Annotated in this window: 15 protein-coding genes; 9 read left to right on the forward strand and 6 right to left on the reverse strand. The window is 73.5% G+C overall.

Annotated features, from left to right (window positions below; all coding sequences use genetic code 11):
• The first annotated feature begins 293 nt into the window (after positions 1 to 293).
• The 9 genes from ACH4TG_RS26800 (at position 294) to ACH4TG_RS26840 (ending at position 9,023) form a co-directional block, all read left to right on the forward strand.
• Entirely contained in the window at positions 294 to 1,865 is a 1,572-nt protein-coding gene (locus ACH4TG_RS26800) for an ABC transporter substrate-binding protein (protein WP_398245081.1), read from the forward strand.
• Between the two features lie 82 nt (positions 1,866 to 1,947).
• Positions 1,948 to 2,976, forward strand: a complete 1,029-nt coding sequence (locus ACH4TG_RS26805) for an ABC transporter permease (protein ID WP_398245082.1) — start codon at positions 1,948 to 1,950, stop codon at positions 2,974 to 2,976.
• 3 nt (positions 2,977 to 2,979) lie between these two features.
• Positions 2,980 to 3,870 (forward strand): ABC transporter permease, encoded by an 891-nt coding sequence (locus ACH4TG_RS26810; RefSeq protein WP_398245083.1) that lies wholly within the window; start codon positions 2,980 to 2,982, stop codon positions 3,868 to 3,870.
• Complete coding sequence (locus tag ACH4TG_RS26815) at positions 3,867 to 4,748, forward strand: ABC transporter ATP-binding protein (protein ID WP_398245084.1); 882 nt, start codon at positions 3,867 to 3,869, stop codon at positions 4,746 to 4,748. Before ACH4TG_RS26810 ends, ACH4TG_RS26815 begins: the two co-directional genes overlap by 4 nt.
• Positions 4,745 to 5,635 carry an ABC transporter ATP-binding protein gene (locus ACH4TG_RS26820; protein ID WP_398245086.1) on the forward strand — a complete coding sequence of 297 codons (891 nt, stop codon included), beginning with the start codon at positions 4,745 to 4,747 and terminating at the stop codon, positions 5,633 to 5,635. Before ACH4TG_RS26815 ends, ACH4TG_RS26820 begins: the two co-directional genes overlap by 4 nt.
• A 30-nt stretch (positions 5,636 to 5,665) precedes the next feature.
• Positions 5,666 to 7,006 (forward strand): NtaA/DmoA family FMN-dependent monooxygenase, encoded by a 1,341-nt coding sequence (locus ACH4TG_RS26825; RefSeq protein ID WP_398245087.1) that lies wholly within the window; start codon positions 5,666 to 5,668, stop codon positions 7,004 to 7,006.
• Between the two features lie 40 nt (positions 7,007 to 7,046).
• Positions 7,047 to 7,814: an alpha/beta hydrolase gene (locus ACH4TG_RS26830; protein ID WP_398245088.1), complete on the forward strand. Its 768-nt coding sequence runs from the start codon at positions 7,047 to 7,049 to the stop codon at positions 7,812 to 7,814.
• 59 nt (positions 7,815 to 7,873) lie between these two features.
• Complete coding sequence (gene ssuE / locus ACH4TG_RS26835; RefSeq protein ID WP_398245089.1) at positions 7,874 to 8,428, forward strand: NADPH-dependent FMN reductase; 555 nt, start codon at positions 7,874 to 7,876, stop codon at positions 8,426 to 8,428.
• 196 nt (positions 8,429 to 8,624) lie between these two features.
• Positions 8,625 to 9,023, forward strand: coding sequence for an OsmC family protein (locus ACH4TG_RS26840; RefSeq protein WP_398245090.1), 399 nt, complete (start codon positions 8,625 to 8,627; stop codon positions 9,021 to 9,023).
• A gap of 117 nt (positions 9,024 to 9,140) precedes the next feature.
• On the opposite strand, the gene ACH4TG_RS26845 is transcribed toward ACH4TG_RS26840, so the two are convergent.
• From ACH4TG_RS26845 to ACH4TG_RS26870, 6 genes are read right to left on the reverse strand one after another with little or no spacing between them, the layout of a single operon-like run.
• Positions 9,141 to 11,027 carry a S9 family peptidase gene (locus ACH4TG_RS26845; protein ID WP_398245091.1) on the reverse strand — a complete coding sequence of 629 codons (1,887 nt, stop codon included), beginning with the start codon at positions 11,025 to 11,027 and terminating at the stop codon, positions 9,141 to 9,143.
• A 2-nt stretch (positions 11,028 to 11,029) separates the two neighbouring features.
• Positions 11,030 to 12,049 (reverse strand): ABC transporter ATP-binding protein, encoded by a 1,020-nt coding sequence (locus ACH4TG_RS26850; protein ID WP_398245093.1) that lies wholly within the window; start codon positions 12,047 to 12,049, stop codon positions 11,030 to 11,032.
• Positions 12,049 to 13,041, reverse strand: coding sequence for an ABC transporter ATP-binding protein (locus ACH4TG_RS26855; protein WP_398245094.1), 993 nt, complete (start codon positions 13,039 to 13,041; stop codon positions 12,049 to 12,051). The genes ACH4TG_RS26850 and ACH4TG_RS26855 overlap by 1 nt, the downstream gene beginning before the upstream one ends.
• Positions 13,041 to 13,973, reverse strand: coding sequence for an ABC transporter permease (locus ACH4TG_RS26860; RefSeq protein ID WP_398245095.1), 933 nt, complete (start codon positions 13,971 to 13,973; stop codon positions 13,041 to 13,043). The genes ACH4TG_RS26855 and ACH4TG_RS26860 overlap by 1 nt, the downstream gene beginning before the upstream one ends.
• On the reverse strand, positions 13,970 to 14,938 hold the full coding sequence (locus ACH4TG_RS26865) for an ABC transporter permease (RefSeq protein WP_398245096.1): 969 nt from the start codon (positions 14,936 to 14,938) through the stop codon (positions 13,970 to 13,972). Before ACH4TG_RS26865 ends, ACH4TG_RS26860 begins: the two co-directional genes overlap by 4 nt.
• Before the next feature lie 7 nt (positions 14,939 to 14,945).
• Complete coding sequence (locus ACH4TG_RS26870) at positions 14,946 to 16,679, reverse strand: peptide ABC transporter substrate-binding protein (RefSeq protein ID WP_398245097.1); 1,734 nt, start codon at positions 16,677 to 16,679, stop codon at positions 14,946 to 14,948.
• Positions 16,680 to 16,806 lie beyond the last annotated feature (127 nt).

Raw genomic sequence — 16,806 nt, forward strand, 5'->3', positions numbered from 1 at the left:
ACCGGGACCGTGCTCCCGGCCCCTGCCTGCCTCCGGCCGCCGTCTCCTGCCCGTACCTGACCGCGGTTGCCCGTACCCGCCGCCGCGGCCTTTCGGCTCGCACCTCCCGGTTCTCGCCCGCGCCCGCCGGCGTGCCGCGGCACGCCCGCGGCGCGCCACGCGACGCACCGTCATGCCCGCCCGCCGGCGAGCCGGCGGTGGGAACCGCCGCTCCCTGCCCCGCCCTTGCTCACGCCACCGCCCCCTGGCCCGCAGCCCCGACGCGTGCCGCCGCCCTCGAAGAGAGAAGTGAGATGTCCGGACGACTCACGCCCCGCCGGCCCGGCCCGGCCCCGCGCCGCACCCCACGAGGCCGGCTGCGCGCCGCGGCCCTGGGGACCGTCCTCGTCGCCGCGTTCGGCTCGGCCCTGAGCGCCTGCGCGGGGGACGGCACGGCCGCGGGCGGCAGTGCCGCCGCACTGAAGTGGGCCTCGTCCTACTTCCCCACCCACTGGGATCCGGTGGTCGGCGGCAGCGGCGCCCAGTTCCGCGAACTCGCCCTGGTGTACGCGTCGCTGACCCGCACCGACGCGAAGGGCAACGCCGTTCCCGACCTTGCCGAGAGCTGGAAGTACAACGCCGCGGGCGACCAGATCACCTTCCGTCTGCGGCCCCATCTGAAGTTCAGCGACGGCGAGCCGGTCGACGCCGCCGCCGTGAAGGCGGCCATCGAACGCGCCAAGACCCAGAAGGACTCGGCGCTCTTCGGCGACCTGACGTCCATCACCAAGGTCGACGCCGACGGCCTGGACGCCGTCGTCCACCTCAGCCAGGTCGACTACCAGATCCCCCAACTGCTCGGTGAGCGCGTCCTGCAGATCGCCAGCCCCAAGGCGGCGCGGTCCCCGGCCACGCTGGACCAGCACCCGGTCGGCGCGGGCCCGTTCATCGTCACGCAGATCGTCCCGGGCACCAAGGCGGTCCTGAAGAAGAACCCGGACTACTGGGACGCGAAGGACATCCACATCGACAGCGTCGAGCTGACCTCGGCGCCCGACGCCTCCACGGTGGTCTCCGGCCTGCAGACCGGCGTCTACAACTTCGCCGACATCGAGCCCAGCCAGGCCGAGGCCGCGAAGAAGGCCGGCCTCGACGTCTTCGTCCAGCCCGGGTTCAACGCCTCGAACATCAGCCTGAACGTCAACAAGGCGCCGTTCGACGACGCCAGGGTCGTCGACGCCGTCCGCTACGCGGTGGACCGCCAGGAGTTCGTCGACAAGCTGACGTTCGGCTACGGCGAGGTGACCGACCAGCCGTTCCCGAAGGGATACGTGGCCTACGACCCCGGCTCGGCCGACACCTACCCCTACGACCCGGCCAAGGCGAAGGAACTGCTCGCCCAGGCCGGCCACAAGCCGGGCGACATCAAGCTGGACCTCGTCATCCCCACCGACGACCCGCAGGCGGAGATCGTCCAGTCGCAGCTGGCGAAGGTCGGCATCAAGGTCACCATCAAGATCGAGAAGAACTGGGCCACCCCGTTCTTCGCCAAGGACCTGACGTTCTCCCTGTACTCGACGACCGGCCGCGACTCCGCGGTCCAGACGCTCACCGCGCACTTCGGACCCAATGGCCCGCTCAACCTCAGCTCGCCGTACGAGCCCGCCGGCTTCGAGGCGGCCGTCGCCAAGGTCCGCAGGACGCCGCTGGACGCACCGGACTACGCACGGGTCCTCCAGGCCGCGACCCGGGCCGGCCTGCAGAGCAAGGCGCTGGTCTTCACCTTCTCCCAGCCCAACCTCATCGCCAAGAACCGGTCCGTCAGCGGCCTGCCGAAGAACCCGGCCCACATCGACTGGACCGGCGTGACCATCGGCGGCAAGTGACGGCCCGTCCACCCGCGACATCCCGCCCATGCCCCGGCATCCGCCCATCCCTGACAGCCCATCATCGAGAGGGGGCATCCCCATGACGACGACGCAGGCGCAGGCACCCGCCCCGCCCGTCGCCCGCCGCACCGCGGCCCGCGCGCGGCACACGCTGGGCCGCGCGACGGCCACCCTCGCCCGGTCGGCCGCGATCTTCGTCCCGGTGTTCCTGGTCGCCACGTTCGTCACGTTCGCGCTGCGCTCGCTCAGCGGGCTCAGCCCGGCGCGCCTCCAACTCGGCGAGCAGGCCACACCCGAGGCGATCGCCAGGGTCGAGGCCCAGTGGGGCCTCGACCGGCCCTTCCTGGTGCAGTACGGCGACTGGTTCAACGGGCTCCTGCACGGCCGGCTCGGCACGAGCTGGACCAACGGCGCGGACATCTCCTCGCTCATCGGGGTCGGCCTCGGCGTGAGCCTGTCGGTGGCCACCCTCGCCCTGCTCATCGGCATCGTCTTCGGCTTCGGCCTGGGCACCCTCGCGGCGCTGCGCCGCACCACCTGGGTGGACCGCGCCATCACCGGCTTCGTCACGCTGATCTCGGTGATGCCCGCGTTCGTCGTCGGGATCGTGCTGGTCGCCGTCTTCGCCGTCGGGCTGCACCTCTTCCCGTCCGCCGGCTATGTGACACCGCAGCAGGGCGTCGGCCCGTGGCTCGCCCACATCACGCTGCCGGCCGTCGCGCTGAGCTTCGACGTCGTCGCGGACGTGGCCCGCCAGCTGCGCGGCAGCCTCGTCGCCGCCTACCGGGAGAACTACGTGACCGGCGCGGTGGTCCGGGGGCTCAGCCCGCGGCGGATCTTCTTCCGCCATGTGCTGCGCAACGGGCTCGGCCCCGCGCTCGCCACCCTCGGCCTGAAGTTCCCGGCGCTCGTCGGCGCCTCGGTCGTCACCGAGTGGGTCTTCGGGCTCCAGGGCTTCGGCCGGTTCGCCAACGACTCCGCCCAGTCCGGCGACGTGCCCGCCGTGCAGGGCGTGCTCGTCGTGTCCATCGTCCTGGTGGTCGTGTTCAACCTGGTCGTCAACCTGGTGCTGGCGCGCGTGACGCCCGCGTCCCAGCGGGGGGTGTGAGCCGTGCTGCGCCGTGTCCTCGCCCTGCCCTCCGCCCGCATCGCCGTCGCCGTCCTCGCGGTGATCGCGCTCCTCGCGGCCCTGGGACCGCTGCTCGCCCCGCACGACCCGCTCGCCACCGGCGACCACCCGCTCGGCGCCGCCTCCGGCACCCACTTGCTGGGCACCGACTACCTGGGGCGGGACATGCTGAGCCGGCTCCTGGACGGCTCCCGCGTCAGCGTCCTCGGCTCGCTGGAGGTCGCGTTGACGGCGCTGGCGGTCGGCGTGGTCCCCGGCATCCTGTCGGTGTACCTCGGCCGCGCCTTCGAGTGGATCACCCTGCGGCTGGCCGACACCCTGGTCGCCCTTCCCTTCCTGCTGTTCGCCGTCGCCGTCGTCGCGCTGCTCGGCAACGGCATCACCCAGGCGATGCTCGTCACCGGAGTGCTGGTGTCCCCGCTGTTCTACCGGGTCTCCCGCGCCGCCACGCTGGCGGTGGCCCGCTCGCCGTACGTCGAGGCCGCGGTCATCGGCGGCGCGTCTATCGGCTGGGTCGTCCGCCGCCACGTCTGGACGAAGGTGCTCCCGCCCATCGCGGTCGCCCTCGCCCAGACCATCGGGGTCGGCTTCGTGATCGTGTCGAGCCTGACGTTCCTGGGCATCGGGGTGCAGCCGCCCGCCCCCACCTGGGGCGGCCTGCTCGCCTCCGACCTCGGCTACCTCGCCCAGCGGCCGTGGGCGCCCGTCACCCCCGCCCTGCTGATCATGGTGACGGTCTGGGCCTGCAACGTCCTCGCCGACGCCCTGCGCGACGTCTCCGGCGAGGCCGGCCGCGCGCTGGTCCTGCGCCGCCGCGCCCTTGACCGCCGGCTCGACGAGTCCGGCCCCGCTCCCGCCGGAGGCGCCCGATGAGCACCCTGTCCCAGAAGCCCGCCGCGGTCCGGGAGTCCGCGCCCGGGACCGCGGCCGGCGCGACGCCGCCCGTGCTGGCCGTGCGCGACGTGCGCATCACCGACCGGGCCGGCGGCCGCGAGATCGTGCACGGCGTCGGCTTCAGCCTCACCCCCGGCAGGACCGTCGGCATCGTCGGCGAGTCCGGCAGCGGGAAGACCCTCACCTGCCGCGCGGCACTCGGCATCCTGCCCGCCCACTTCGAGGTGTCCCACGGGACCGTCGAGATCGAAGGGCGGGACATCGCGGACCTCTCGCCCGCCCAGTGGACGGCGCTGCGGGGCGCCACGATCAGCGCGGTCTTCCAGGACCCCGCGTCCTACCTCAACCCCTCGATCACCGTGGGCGCGCAGGTCGCCGAGGTGATCCGGGTCAAGAAGGGCGTGGGGCGCCGAGCGGCCCGCCGGGAGGCCGTCGAACTGCTGGGCGCGGTGCACCTGCGCGACCCCGAACTGGTCCACGGCCAGTACGTCCACGAGCTGTCCGGCGGCATGCTCCAGCGCGTGCTCATCGCCGCGGCCATCGCCGCCGGTCCGCGGATCCTGATCGCCGACGAGGCCACCACCGCGCTCGACGTCACCGTCCAGGCCGAGATCCTCGACCTGCTGGCCGACCTGCGCGACCGGACCGGGCTGGCGCTCGTCGTGGTCTCCCACGACCTGGCCGTCGTCGCCCAGTTGTGCGACGAGGTCCTCGTGATGCGCGAGGGCGAGGTCGTCGAGCAGGGACCCACCCACCAGGTGCTGCACCACCCCCGGCACGACTACACCCGCCTGCTCGTCGCCGAGCATCAGCAGTACGGCCTGGAGAAGTACCTGGCCGTCGAGGAGGACGCATGAGCACGGCAGGCGACCCCCGTACGGCAGGGGACACGGGGACGCCGGATGGCACGGGCGCCGCTGCCGCCGGCCCGGTGCTGAGGATCGAGGACCTGGAGGTCCACTACGGACCGCGCCGGCGCCGCCGCCGCGCGCTGCACGGCGTCTCGCTGAGCGTCACGCCCGGGGAGACCGTCGGCGTCATCGGCGAGACGGGCTCGGGCAAGTCCACCCTCGCGCGGGCCGCGCTCGGCCTGGTGCGCGCCTCGGCCGGGACGATCGCCGTCGACGGCGAGGACGTCACGTCCCACGGCCCCCGCCAGTGGCGGGCCCTGCGCCGCAGAGGCGTGATCCAGTACGTCTTCCAGGACCCGCTGCGCAGCCTCGACCCCGACCTCACGGTCGGGACCTCGCTGGCCGAGCCCCTGCTGATCCAGGGCCGGGACCGCGGCGAGGCGGACCGGCGCGTCAGGGCCTTCCTGCCCCGGGTGCGGCTCGGCCCGGACCTCCTCGACCGGCTGCCCGGCGAGCTGTCCGGCGGGCAGCGCCAGCGCGTCGCGGTGGCCCGCGCCCTGGTCACCGAGCCGCGCCTGGTCATCCTCGACGAGCCGGTCAGCGCCCTGGACTCGGCCAACCGGGTCCAGATCCTCGACATCCTCAAGGAACTGCGCGCCGACGGGGTCGCGTTGGTCTTCATCTCCCACGACCTCGGCTCCGTGGCCGGGGCCGCCGACCGGATCGCCGTGCTCTACCAGGGGGAGCTGGTGGAGACCGGCGCCGCACGCGACGTCATCGGCGCACCGCGGCACCCCTACACCCGGCTGCTGGTGCGCTCGGCGCCCACCCTGCACAGCGCACCGGCCGACCGCGCCGAACGCGAGGCGCTGCGCGCCCTGCTCCACCTCTGAGCCCGCCCCCGCCCACAGACAGGAACTGCCATGTCCCGCACCCTCCATCTCGCGCTCCACCCCTACGGCGTCGGCGGCCCCGGCCAGCACGGCCTGTGGAAGGACCCGCGCGTGGCGAAGAACGCGAGCATCGACATCAACTACTACATCCGGCAGGCCCAGGCGGCCGAACACGCCCTGTTCGACGCCCTGTTCATCGTCGACAGCCAGTTCATCAACGCCACCTACCCGGCGCACTACCTCAACCGCCTGGAGCCGCTGACCCTGCTGTCGGCGGTCGCCACCCACACCCGGCACATCGGCCTGGTCGGCACCGCGAGTTCGACGTACAACTCGCCGTTCAACCTGGCCCGCCGGTTCGCCTCGCTCGACCACATCAGCGGCGGCCGGGCCGGCTGGAACGTCGTCACCAGCTTCGACACCGGCACGGCCCGCAACTACGGCCTGGACGAGCACCTCGACTACGCCACCCGGTACGGCCGCGCGCTGGAGTTCGTGCAGGTCGCCCGCGGGCTGTGGGACTCCTACGAGGACGACGCCTTCCCCGCGGACGTCGAGCGCGGCGTCTTCCTCGACCCGGCCAAGCTGCACGAACTCCAGCACTTCGGCGAGCACTTCAGCGTCGCCGGCCCGCTGAACCTCTCCCGCTCGCCGCAGGGCCAGCCGGTGATCTTCCAGGCCGGGGTGTCCGAGGAGGGCCGCGACCTCGCCGCCCGGGTCGCCGAGGGCATCTACGCACCCGGCGGGACCCTGGAGCAGGCGCAGGAGTACTACGCCGACATCAAGAGGCGCACCGCCGCCCACGGCCGGAACCCCGACCACATCAAGATCTTCCTGCACGGCGGCCCGGTCGTCGCCGCCACCGACGAGGCGGCCCGGCGGCGCGAGCGGGAGATCTTCGAGGAGGACAACGACTTCGGGCGCAACCTCGCGCTGCTCGGCCGCTCCTTCGGCGCCTACGACTTCAGCGTCCACGACCTGGACGCGCCCTTCCCCGACGTCGCGCACCTCGCCGAGAAGGGCGGCCGCACCGGCGCCGCGAAGATCATCGAACGGGCCCGCACAGAGAACCTGACGCTTCGCCAGGTCGCGGATTCCGTGAACCAGTTCCGCAGGTCCCCGTTCGTCGGCGACCCGCGGACCGTCGCCGGCACCATCGAGCACTGGTTCGGCGCCGGCACCCTCGACGGCATCAACCTCGCCTTCCGCACCGAGGAGGAACTGGACCTCTTCGTCGACGGGGTCGTGCCGATCCTCCAGCAGCGCGGCCTGTTCCGCACCGAGTACACCGCCGACACCCTGCGCGGCAACCTCGGCCTGCCGATCCCCGCCAACCGCCACAGCCGCGAGCGCGCGCTCGCGGCCGGCTGAGGCCCGCACGCCACCGATCCCGTACCCGCAGGAGTGTGACATGACCCAGTACAGCGACCACTTCGCGCCCGAGGGCCTCCGTGTCCGCGGCACGGTCGTCGTGGTCCCCGGCCGCGGCGAGACCCGGGCGACCTACGCCCGGTTCGGCAAGCGGCTCGCCGCGGACGCCTACCGCGTGCGCGTCGTCGACGCCCCGGTCCTCGACGCGCCGGACCCCGCCGCCGCGCTCCGCGACCTGGACGCCCGGCTCGCCGGCGCCGTCGAGGGCACCGCCGCCGAGGGCGGCGTCCCCCGCCCCCTCGTGGTCGTCGGCGCCGACTCGGGCGCCGCCGCGCTGGCCGCGCTCCACGGCCGCGCCGGAACCGCGACCGGGGTGCGGCCCGACGCCCTGGTACTCGCCGGGCTGCCCGGCCGGGCGGGCGGACCCGTGGGGAGCTGGGACGACGAGCTGGACGTCCGCACCTCCTGCCCCGCCCACCGCGCCACCCTCAGCGGCGACCCGCGGGTCCGGCAGGGACTGCTCGGCGAGGCCCTGCCGGAGGCCGTCGCGGCCGCCTACCAGGACGCCGACACCGGACTGCCAGTGCTGCTGCTGGTGGGCGACGCCGATCCGCTGGCCGACCCCGAGTCACTGGAGCGCGCGGCCAGATCGCTGCCCCGTGCCCGGCTCTCGGTCGTGCACGGCGCCCACCACGACGTCCTCAACGACCTCCAGCACCGGTCGGTGGCCGCCGAGGTCGTCTCCTTCCTGGAGACCCTCCGCAACGACCTGCTGCCGCTGACCACCGTGCAGTTCAGCGCCTGGTGACGGACCGTCACCTCCGCTCCCGCACGTCACCCCCGTACCGCGATCCGGAAGGTTCTCGCATGGCCGCCGTCCTGTCCGTCTCCGGAAGCCCGTCCCCGACCTCCCGCACCAACCGCCTCCTGCGCCACCTGGACGACCGCCTGCGGCGGCAGGGGCACGAGGTGACCCCGCTGGAGGTGCGCACGCTGCCCGCAGAGGCGCTGCTCGGGGCGGACCTCCAGCATCCCGCCATCGTCGCCGCCGCCGACCTGTTCGCCCGGGCGGACGGCGTGGTGATCGGCACGCCCGTGTACAAGGCCGCCTACTCGGGCCTGCTGAAGTCGCTGCTCGACGTGCTCCCGCAGTACGCCCTGAGCGGCAAGACGGTGCTGCCGCTGGCCACCGGCGGCAGCCTCGCCCACGTCCTGGCCATCGACTACGCCCTGCGCCCGGTCCTCAGCTCCATGGGCGCCGCCCACATCGTGCCCGGCTGGTTCACCCTCGACCGGGACATCACCCGCGGGGACGGCACGCCCGTCGTGGCGCCCGCGACGGCCGAGGCGCTGGCGAACGTCACCGACCGCTTCTCCGCGGCGCTGTCCGGGCGGACCACCGAACTCGCCGCCACGGGCTGAGGGTTCGGACCGCGGCAGGAACGTCCGGGGTGGCCGCGTCCTGTCCGGCCCGTCGTTCCAGGGCATCGGGTCGCCGACGGGAAGGGCCGGCTGCCGCGCGCCGAACCACCCCCTTTGCGACCGCGTTCCGTGTGTACTTCCGGTGAGGGCGCAGCCCTCCCCGAGGAGCTTCACGACCCGGCACAGGAGGCAGGGCATGGACGAGCGGTTCACGGTGGTGGCGAGCGCGGGGTCGTTCCTGCGGGAGGACGGCGACGACGTCCGCCTCCCGCACCGGTGGACGCCCGGCGGCGTCGGGGTGCGGACGGCGTTCACCGGCGGGCACGTGCTGAACCTGGCGGTGGCCGCCTGCGTCCTCAACGACCTCTACCGCGAGGCCGAGGCCGGCGGGGTGGACCTGCGCGGCGTCCGGGTGCGGGCGGAGGGCGGCTTCGACACCTCCTGCTGGAAGTCCACCGGCATCTCCTACGCCGTGGAGATCGACAGCGCTTCGCCGCAGGAGGACGTGGACCGGCTGCTCGCCACCGTCGACGACGCCGCCGAGATCCCGCGCGCCCTGCGGCAGGGCGCCGCGGTCACCCGCTCGCCGGCCTGACGCCCAAGGCGGGCCCGCCCGGTGGAGGCCCGCCCGCCGGCCTCGGGTCGCCGGCACGTCCTGGAGGCCGGCCCGTGCGGTCCGGCGGCCCGTCAGGGCGCCGGCCCGTCACCGCCGTCAGGCCGTGGCCGGGGGCTCAGGGACGGGCCCGGTCGACCAGGGGACGCCGTCGACCGCGGCGCGGACGAGCGCGGACATCCGGACGTGGTCCGCGACGGACTTGCTGCGGCTGGAGGTCTCGTGGCCGCCGTCGTACCACTCCAGGAGCACGTCGCCCCCGGCCTCCTGGAGCGCGGCCGCGTACCGGTACGCCTGGTTGGCGGGGGTGCGGGTGTCGTGCTCGGCGTGGCGGATCCACACGGGGGCGCGGACGTCCGCGACGTAGCTGATCGGGGAGGCGCGGTGGTAGCGGTCGGGTGCCTCCTGCGGGGTGCCGCCGAGGAAGGCGCGCCAGGCGGCCTGCAGGGCGGGGTTCATGTCGGGGTACGCGGCGATCCAGTCGGCCATCGGCACGTGCGCCAGCGCGCCGGCGAACAGGCCGGGCAGCCGGCCGACGGACAGCAGGCTGAGGAAGCCGCCGTAGGAGACGCCGGTGACGAACACCTGGTCCTTGCGGGCGTATCCCTCGTCCACCAGCCACCTCACGGCGGTCTCGATGTCCTCGGTCTCGCGGTCGCCGAGCCTCCCGAGGAACCCCTCGCGGAAGTCGCGGCCGAAGGTGACCGAGCCGCGGTAGTTCAGGGCGGCGTACCCGACGCCGGTCGCCAGCCACGCCTGGGCGCTGGGGCTGTAGCGGTCGACGGTGACCATGTTCGGCCCGCCGTGCAGGTACAGCACCAGGGGACCCGGCTCGGTCGCGGCCGGCGGGCGGGCCGCCCACAGCTGGACGGGGGTGCCGTCCTTGGACCGCAGGGTGAACGAGGAGAGCGGCGTGCCGGCGGGAGCCGGGGCCGGCCGGTCCGCGGCCGGCGGCGCGATCGGCACGGGGCTCGCCCCGGGACGGTCGACGCGCAGGACGCCCAGCGGCAGGTCGAAGCGCTGCCGCAGCAGCCGGATCTCACCCGCGGCGCCGTAGTGCGAGGCCCAGATGTTCAGATGGGCCGCGGCGACGTCCGGTTCGAAGTACGCGCCGTCGGGATGGGAGACGGCGTGCAGCTCGCCGGTGGCCAGGTCGTACTCGTGGACGCGGTGGACGCCCCGGTCCACGTGGACGGCGAGCAGGCGGGCAGCGTCCGGCGACCAGTCCAGTGCGACCAGGTCGCCCGACAGGTGCGGCGCGGTGACGTCGACGCGGCTGCCGTCCACCGGATTCCACACGCAGGGGCGGGCGAAGCCGGTGCGCTCGGTGCTGACCAGTATCCGGGGGTCGCCGGCCACGGGTGAGAAGCGGACGGCGCGGACCGGGCCGTCCGGGCCGTCCGTCAGGGTCGCCTGCGGCCGCCCGTCGTCGGCGCTGACGCAGGTGACGGCGAAGCGGCGGACGCCGGGGTTGTGGTCGGTGGTGTCGACCGCCGCCAGGCGGCCGTCGGCGGACAGCACGCCGTTCCACGCCTCGTTGCGCGAGGAATGGAGGAGGAGCGGTGCCCGCGACGCGTCCTCGGTGGCGAGCCAGAGCTGGAAGCCGTCGGCGCTCACGGTGGTGAGCAGCACCCGGGGCCCGACGCGGGCGGTGTCGATGCCGCGGAGCACGTAGGGCGGCAGGTCCGGGGTCAGGTCCGTGGACGACGCGCCGTCCAGCGGTGTGCGCCACACATGGCCGATCTCGGAGCCGTGGAAGTCCCGCAGCGCCAGCACCGCCTGGCCGTCCGCGGTCGGCACCGCCTCCAGGGCGTCGCCGAAGTCCCCGTCGAGGATGTGCAGTTGCCCGGCGGCGACGTCCCACAGGGCGAGCTGCGGGCTCGGGTCGCGGTCGAGGACGGCGAGCTCCAGGTCGTGCGGACCGCGTCCAGTACGGAACTTGAGGAACTGGCGGGAGTCGAAGTACTGCTGCCAGGTGTCGGACATCGTCAGGCTCCGTTTCCGGCCGGGGTGTCGGCGAGGGCGGGGTAGTGGCATGCCGCGGTGTGGCCGCCGCCCAGGTCGACCGCCGGGGGTGTGACGGCGGCGCACTGGTCGGTGGCCTTCCAGCAGCGGGTGCGGAAGCGGCAGCCGGAGGGCGGCGACAGGGGGCTGGGGACGTCCCCGGTGAGCACGATGCGCTTCCTGGCGCGTTCCACGCGCGGGTCGGGCACCGGCACGGCGGACAGCAGCGCCTGCGTGTAGGGGTGGGCGGGGTGGTCGTAGAGCCGCTCGGCGGGGCCGTGCTCGACGATCCGCCCCAGGTACATCACCGCGACCTCGTCGCTGATCTGCCGGACCACGGACAGGTCGTGGGCGATGAACAGGTAGGAGAGCCCGAGGTCGCGCTGCAGGTCGTCCAGCAGGTTGACGACGCCGGCCTGGACGCTGACGTCCAGCGCGCTGACCGGCTCGTCCAGGACGAGGACGCGCGGTTCGACGGCCAGGGCCCGGGCGATGCCGATGCGCTGCCGCTGGCCGCCGGAGAACTGGTAGGGGTAGCGGCCGGCGTGGGCGGGGTCCAGGCCGACCAGGCCGAGGAGTTCACGGATCCGCTCCTCCCGCCGCTGGACGTGCAGGCCGTGCACCTTCAGCGGCTCGGCCAGCAGCGCCCGGACACTCATCCGCGGGTTGAGCGAGGCGTAGGGGTCCTGGAACACCAGCTGCACGGTGCGGTGCAGCTGCTGGAGCCGGCTGCCCTTGGCGCCGGCGACGTCGATGCCCTCGGCGTGCACGGAGCCGGCGGCCGGGCGCACCAGGCGGACCAGGGTGCGGCCGAGGGTGCTCTTGCCGCATCCGGTCTCGCCGACCAGGCCCAGCGTGCGGCCCTGGGCGAGCGTCAGGTCCACGCCGGCAACGGCCTGCACGGTCCGGCCGCGCCCGCCGAGACGGCGGCGGGTGCGGTACTCGGCGACGAGGCCGCGGATCTCCACGGCGGGAACGGGCGGCGCGGTGGTCGTGGCCGTCATCACCCGGCGCTCGCAATCTCGTGCACGCGCACGCAGTTGGTGAGGTGCCCGGCGGAGACCTCCGCCGGCGCGGGCAGGGGCTGCGTGCACCGGCCGGGGTCGGCGTGGCGGCAGCGGGCCTGGAACAGGCAGCCGCCGGGACGGTCATGGGGTCGCGGGGGCTGCCCGGGGATGGGTTCCAGGCGGGCCAGCCGGCGGTCGATGCGGGGGAGGGCGGCGAGCAGCCCGCGGGTGTAGGGATGGGCGGGCCGGTAGAAGACCTGCTCGACGTCGCCCTCCTCCAGCTTCGCGCCGGCGTACATCACCATGATCCGGTCGGCCAGCCCCGCGACGACGCCCAGGTCGTGGGTGATCAGCAGGACGGCGGTGCCGGTGCGCTCCTGGACGCGGCGGATGACGTCGAGGACCTGCGCCTGGACGGTGACGTCGAGGGCGGTGGTCGGCTCGTCCGCGACGAGGATGTCGGGATCGTTGGCGATGCCCATGGCGATCAGGGCGCGCTGCCGCATGCCGCCGGAGTACTCGTGCGGGTACTGGTCGAGCCGGGCGGCGGGGGAGGGGATGCCGACCAGGTCGAGGAGTTCGACGGCCCGCTCGCGCAACTCGCCCGAGGTCCTGGTGCGGTCGTGGACGCGGACGGCCTCGGCGAGCTGGGCGCCGATGGTCATCATGGGGTTGAGGGCGGACAGGGCGTCCTGGAAGATCACCGCGATGCGGCGGCCCCGGATCGCCCGCATCGCGGAGTCGGGCCGGCCCAGCAGCTCCTGCCCGTGCAGCCGGGCCGACCCGGTGACCTCGGCGGTGCGCGGCAGCAGGCCCATCAGGGCCAGGGACGCGGCGGTCTTGCCGGAGCCGGACTCCCCGACGATGCCGAGGGTGCTGCCCGGAGCGATCTCGAAGCTGAGGTTCTCCACGGCGGTGACCGGGCCGGCGTCGGTGCGGTAGCGCACCGTCAGGTCCTCGACCGCCAGCAGCGGCGGGGTGGGCGTCATCAGTGCCTCCCTTGCGGGTCGAAGGCGTCGCGCAGGCCGTCGCCGACGAAGTTGACGGCCAGGACCGTCAGCAGGATCGCGGCTCCGGGCGCGTACAGCAGGTAGGACTGCGACGTGCCGACCATCCCGGAGGCCTGGCTGAGCATGTTGCCCCAGCTGCTCCGCGGGGGCTGGACGCCGAACCCGAGGAAGCTGAGGGTGGATTCGAGGATCACCGCCGCCGCGACGGACAGCGAGACGTTGACGACGACGACGCCGACGAGGTTCGGCAGCAGGTGCCGCCACAGGATGCGCACCGTGGGGACGCCCAGCACGCGGGCGGCCTCGACGTACTCCTTCTCGCGCAGGCTGAGCACCTGGGCGCGGACCACGCGGGCGATCACCGTCCAGCCCAGGCCCGCCAGCACCAGCACGATGGTGACCGGCGAGGAGCCCAGGCCCTGGATGGCCAGGGCCAGCAGCGCGATGGCGGGCACGACGAGGAACAGGTCCGCCACCCGCATCGTCACCTCGTCCACCCAGCCGCCGAAGTAGCCCGCGACGCAGCCGACCACGGTGCCGAGCGTGGTGGACAGCACGGCCACGCCGAGGCCGATGGCCAGCGAGATCCGGCCGGCGTACAGCACCTCGCTGAGGTAGTCGCGGCCGAGCTCGTCGGTGCCCAGCAGGTGCGAACCCGACGGCGGGGTGGCGCCGAGCAGCAGGTTCTGGGCGTTGCGGGGTGCGGGGGCGAGCCAGGTGGCGCCGAAGCAGCCGACGGCCAGGGCGAGCAGGACCAGCACGCCGGCGACGGCGAGCCGGTGGCGCAGGAACCGCCGCAGGGCGATGCGGGCGGGCCCGGGTTCAGGGGAGGCGGACGCGCTCTTGCCGATCGCGGCGGCGGGACAGCCGGCGGACGCGGGAGCGGGGGTGGTGGGGGCGGTTCGGGTCATCGCAGGGCCACCCGGGGGTCGAGGAGCGCGTAGCCGATGTCGGCCAGCAGGTTGAACAGGATCATGGCGACGGCGACGACGAGCATCCACGGCAGGAGGGTGAACACGTCCCCGGCGAGCATGGAGTCCAGGAACAGCCGCCCCATCCCGGGGACCGCGTAGATCTGCTCGGTGACCACCAGGCCGCCGAACAGCAGCGCGGCGTCCATGGCGACCACGGTGACGAACGGCGCGAGGGAGTTGCGCAGCGCGTGCCGGACCAGGATCCGCCGCCGCGGCACCCCCTTGGCCCGGGCGGTGCGCACGTAGTCGCCGGTCAGGGACTCCAGCAGGGTGGCCCGGGAGAACCGGGACCAGCTGGCGACGAGGCCGACGGTCATCGTCAGCACCGGCAGCACGAGATGGCGGAAGTAGTCCAGGTCCGGGCCGCTGTGCCCGGGGGAGTGCAGCCCGACGAAGTACAGCGGCGGATGGGCGAGATGGAACTGCTGCTGCGGCCACACGGCGAGGATCTGGATGAGCAGCAGCCCCACCCAGAACGGCGGCATGGCGATGCCCAGGTAGGACAGGGCGGTGAAGGCGTAGTCGCCCGCGGAGTACTGCCGCGCGGCGGAGTACAGCCCGATGGCCAGCGCCAGCACCGCGGCGAACAGCACGCCCCAGCCGATGAGTTGCAGGGTGCTGCCCAGCGCGGAGCCGATCATGGACGAGACGGCGCCGCCGGTTCTGGTGCTGGTGCCCCAGTCCCCGGTGAGGAACGCCTTCATCCACAGCCCGTACTGCTCGGCCACCGAGCGGTTCAGGCCCAGCCGGGCGGTCTCCCGGGCCAGGACCGCCGGGTCGTGGCTCTGGCGGAGCTTGGCCAGCGGGTCGAAGGTGGTGCGGACCGCCCAGAACAGGACGAAGGAGGCGAGTGCCAGGACCGGGACGGAGTACACGAGGCGGCGGGCGATGTAGGTCACCATGGCCGGCTCACTTCACCAGTCCCCAGTCGGCGAGGTTCCACCACGGGCCCTCGACCGGGTTGATGGCGATCGGGCCGCCGATCCGCTTGTTCCAGAGCAGCACGTTGGGGACCGCGCTGATCGGGATCGACGGGACGTACTCGGCGAGCAGCTTGTCGGCCCGCAGGGACGCGCTGCGGCGGGCGGAGTCGTCGGTGCCGTTCGCGACCTGCTGGAGCAGCGGGTCCAGCCCCGGCACCCGGGCGCGGATGAAGTTGATGCCCGTCTGGCCGTTGGCCGCGGAGGGGATCGCCGGCGTGGAGAAGGTGGCGTCAAGCGACGGCTCGGGGAAGGAGTCGACGAGGGTCCACAGCCCCAGGTCGAAGTCCCCGTTCGGGGCGACCTTGCCGAAGAGGTTGGCGGCGGTGGTGTTCTGGATCCGCAGGTCGAAGCCGGCGGTCCGCAGCTGCGCCTGCAGCACCTGCTCGGTCAGCTCGCGGCGCTTGTTGCCGGCCAGCGAGACGATGGTGAACCGCGCCCGGCGTCCGTCCTTGGCCCAGATGCCGTCGCTGCCGCGGGCCCAGCCCGCGCCCTGCATCAGCTGGTCGACCTTCGCCTGGTCGAGGGAGTACTGCGAGAAGTCGGTGCCCGCGTAGCGGGAGACCAGCGGGGAGTTGAAGCTCTGGTTCGGCTTCGTGACCCCGAGCGGACCGTACAGCCGCTGCACGATGGCCTTGCGGTCGATGGCGTAGGCCAGGGCCCTGCGGACGTCGACGGAGTCGAAGGGGAAGCGGGAGTCATTGAGCCACAGCGCTTCCAGGTTGCCGGTCTGCGCGTCGGTCTGCAGCGCGGTGCCGGGCAGGCCCTGCTTGATCTGGTCGATGACGTCGAGCTGCGGCGACGGGTACAGCGCGTCCAACTGCCCGGTGCGGAACGCCTGGAAGGCGGCCGCGGTGTCGGTGGTGAACTGGAAGGTGACCTTGTCGAGCTTGGGCTTGGCACCCCAGTAGCGGTCGTTGGGGACCAGGGTGACCGAGGTGCCCCGGTTCCAGCTCTGGATCTTCCACGGGCCGCCGCTGAAGGTGTAGCCGTTCTTCATCACCGCGTTGCGGTCCCTGCCCTGGAGCAGATGGCTGGGCAGCACCCCGTACTCGCCGCTGAAGAGCGTCTTCCAGCTGCCGTAGGGGTGCTTGAGCGTCACCACGGCGGTGCGCGGGTCGGGGGTGCCCACGGACGCGATCTCGGTGTAGCCGGTCTTGTCGAAGATGTTCTTGCCGTCCCGGACCTGCAGCGCGGTGTACTTCAGGTCCGCGGAGGTGATCGGCTGCCCGTCCGACCAGACCGCCTTCGGGTTCAGCTTGTAGGTGATCCGCGGCTGCGCGCCGGTGGTGATCGTCGGCTCGCCGGCCATCAGGTCCGAGGCGGCCGGTACCCAGTCCGACCCCTTTCTGCGGACCGTGAAGACCTGGGGGATGGTCGGCGTCTCCATGATGTAGGTGCCCCAGATCGAGCCGCCGCAGGTGCCGAGCCAGTCGGCGCAGTCGGGCTCCTGCTCGGCGCCGATGACGATGCTGCCGCCCTGGCGCACGGCCGTGGTCGACTGCTGCTGTTGCTGGGTGCCGGCGGTCGTCGCGGGGGTGGTGCCGCTGGTGCAGGCGGTCAGCCCGAGGGCGAGGGCGCCCAGCGCGGCGCAGAGGGGGATGCGTATGCCGGAGGGGGATCTGGCAGGTTCGGCGGGGGTGCTGCTCGGCAGGTGGTTCATGGTGATCGGCCTTCCCTTGGACGTGGAGGCTGCGAGAGGGGGCGCGGCGAGGGGCCGGAGAGGGAGACGCGGGTACGGCGGGCTGGGGGTGGGGCGACCGCCCGGGGCGGCGGGCGGCTGGGACTGC

The sequence above is a fragment of the Streptomyces sp. NPDC020917 genome (genome assembly GCF_044333795.1).
In the GTDB taxonomy this organism is placed as follows: Bacteria; Actinomycetota; Actinomycetes; order Streptomycetales; family Streptomycetaceae; genus Actinacidiphila.

Excerpts from the sequence above, each read along its gene's own strand:
- ACH4TG_RS26825 (WP_398245087.1), top strand. The coding sequence starts at position 5,666 with ATGTCCCGCACCCTCCATCTCGCGCTCCACCCCTACGGCGTCGGCGGC.
- ACH4TG_RS26855 (WP_398245094.1), bottom strand. The coding sequence starts at position 13,041 with ATGACGCCCACCCCGCCGCTGCTGGCGGTCGAGGACCTGACGGTGCGC.
- ACH4TG_RS26860 (WP_398245095.1), bottom strand. The coding sequence starts at position 13,973 with ATGACCCGAACCGCCCCCACCACCCCCGCTCCCGCGTCCGCCGGCTGT.
- ACH4TG_RS26800 (WP_398245081.1), top strand. The coding sequence starts at position 294 with ATGTCCGGACGACTCACGCCCCGCCGGCCCGGCCCGGCCCCGCGCCGC.
- ssuE (WP_398245089.1), top strand. The coding sequence starts at position 7,874 with ATGGCCGCCGTCCTGTCCGTCTCCGGAAGCCCGTCCCCGACCTCCCGC.
- ACH4TG_RS26820 (WP_398245086.1), top strand. The coding sequence starts at position 4,745 with ATGAGCACGGCAGGCGACCCCCGTACGGCAGGGGACACGGGGACGCCG.
- ACH4TG_RS26805 (WP_398245082.1), top strand. The coding sequence starts at position 1,948 with ATGACGACGACGCAGGCGCAGGCACCCGCCCCGCCCGTCGCCCGCCGC.
- ACH4TG_RS26815 (WP_398245084.1), top strand. The coding sequence starts at position 3,867 with ATGAGCACCCTGTCCCAGAAGCCCGCCGCGGTCCGGGAGTCCGCGCCC.
- ACH4TG_RS26840 (WP_398245090.1), top strand. The coding sequence starts at position 8,625 with ATGGACGAGCGGTTCACGGTGGTGGCGAGCGCGGGGTCGTTCCTGCGG.
- ACH4TG_RS26865 (WP_398245096.1), bottom strand. The coding sequence starts at position 14,938 with ATGGTGACCTACATCGCCCGCCGCCTCGTGTACTCCGTCCCGGTCCTG.
- ACH4TG_RS26850 (WP_398245093.1), bottom strand. The coding sequence starts at position 12,049 with ATGACGGCCACGACCACCGCGCCGCCCGTTCCCGCCGTGGAGATCCGC.
- ACH4TG_RS26830 (WP_398245088.1), top strand. The coding sequence starts at position 7,047 with ATGACCCAGTACAGCGACCACTTCGCGCCCGAGGGCCTCCGTGTCCGC.
- ACH4TG_RS26870 (WP_398245097.1), bottom strand. The coding sequence starts at position 16,679 with ATGAACCACCTGCCGAGCAGCACCCCCGCCGAACCTGCCAGATCCCCC.
- ACH4TG_RS26845 (WP_398245091.1), bottom strand. The coding sequence starts at position 11,027 with ATGTCCGACACCTGGCAGCAGTACTTCGACTCCCGCCAGTTCCTCAAG.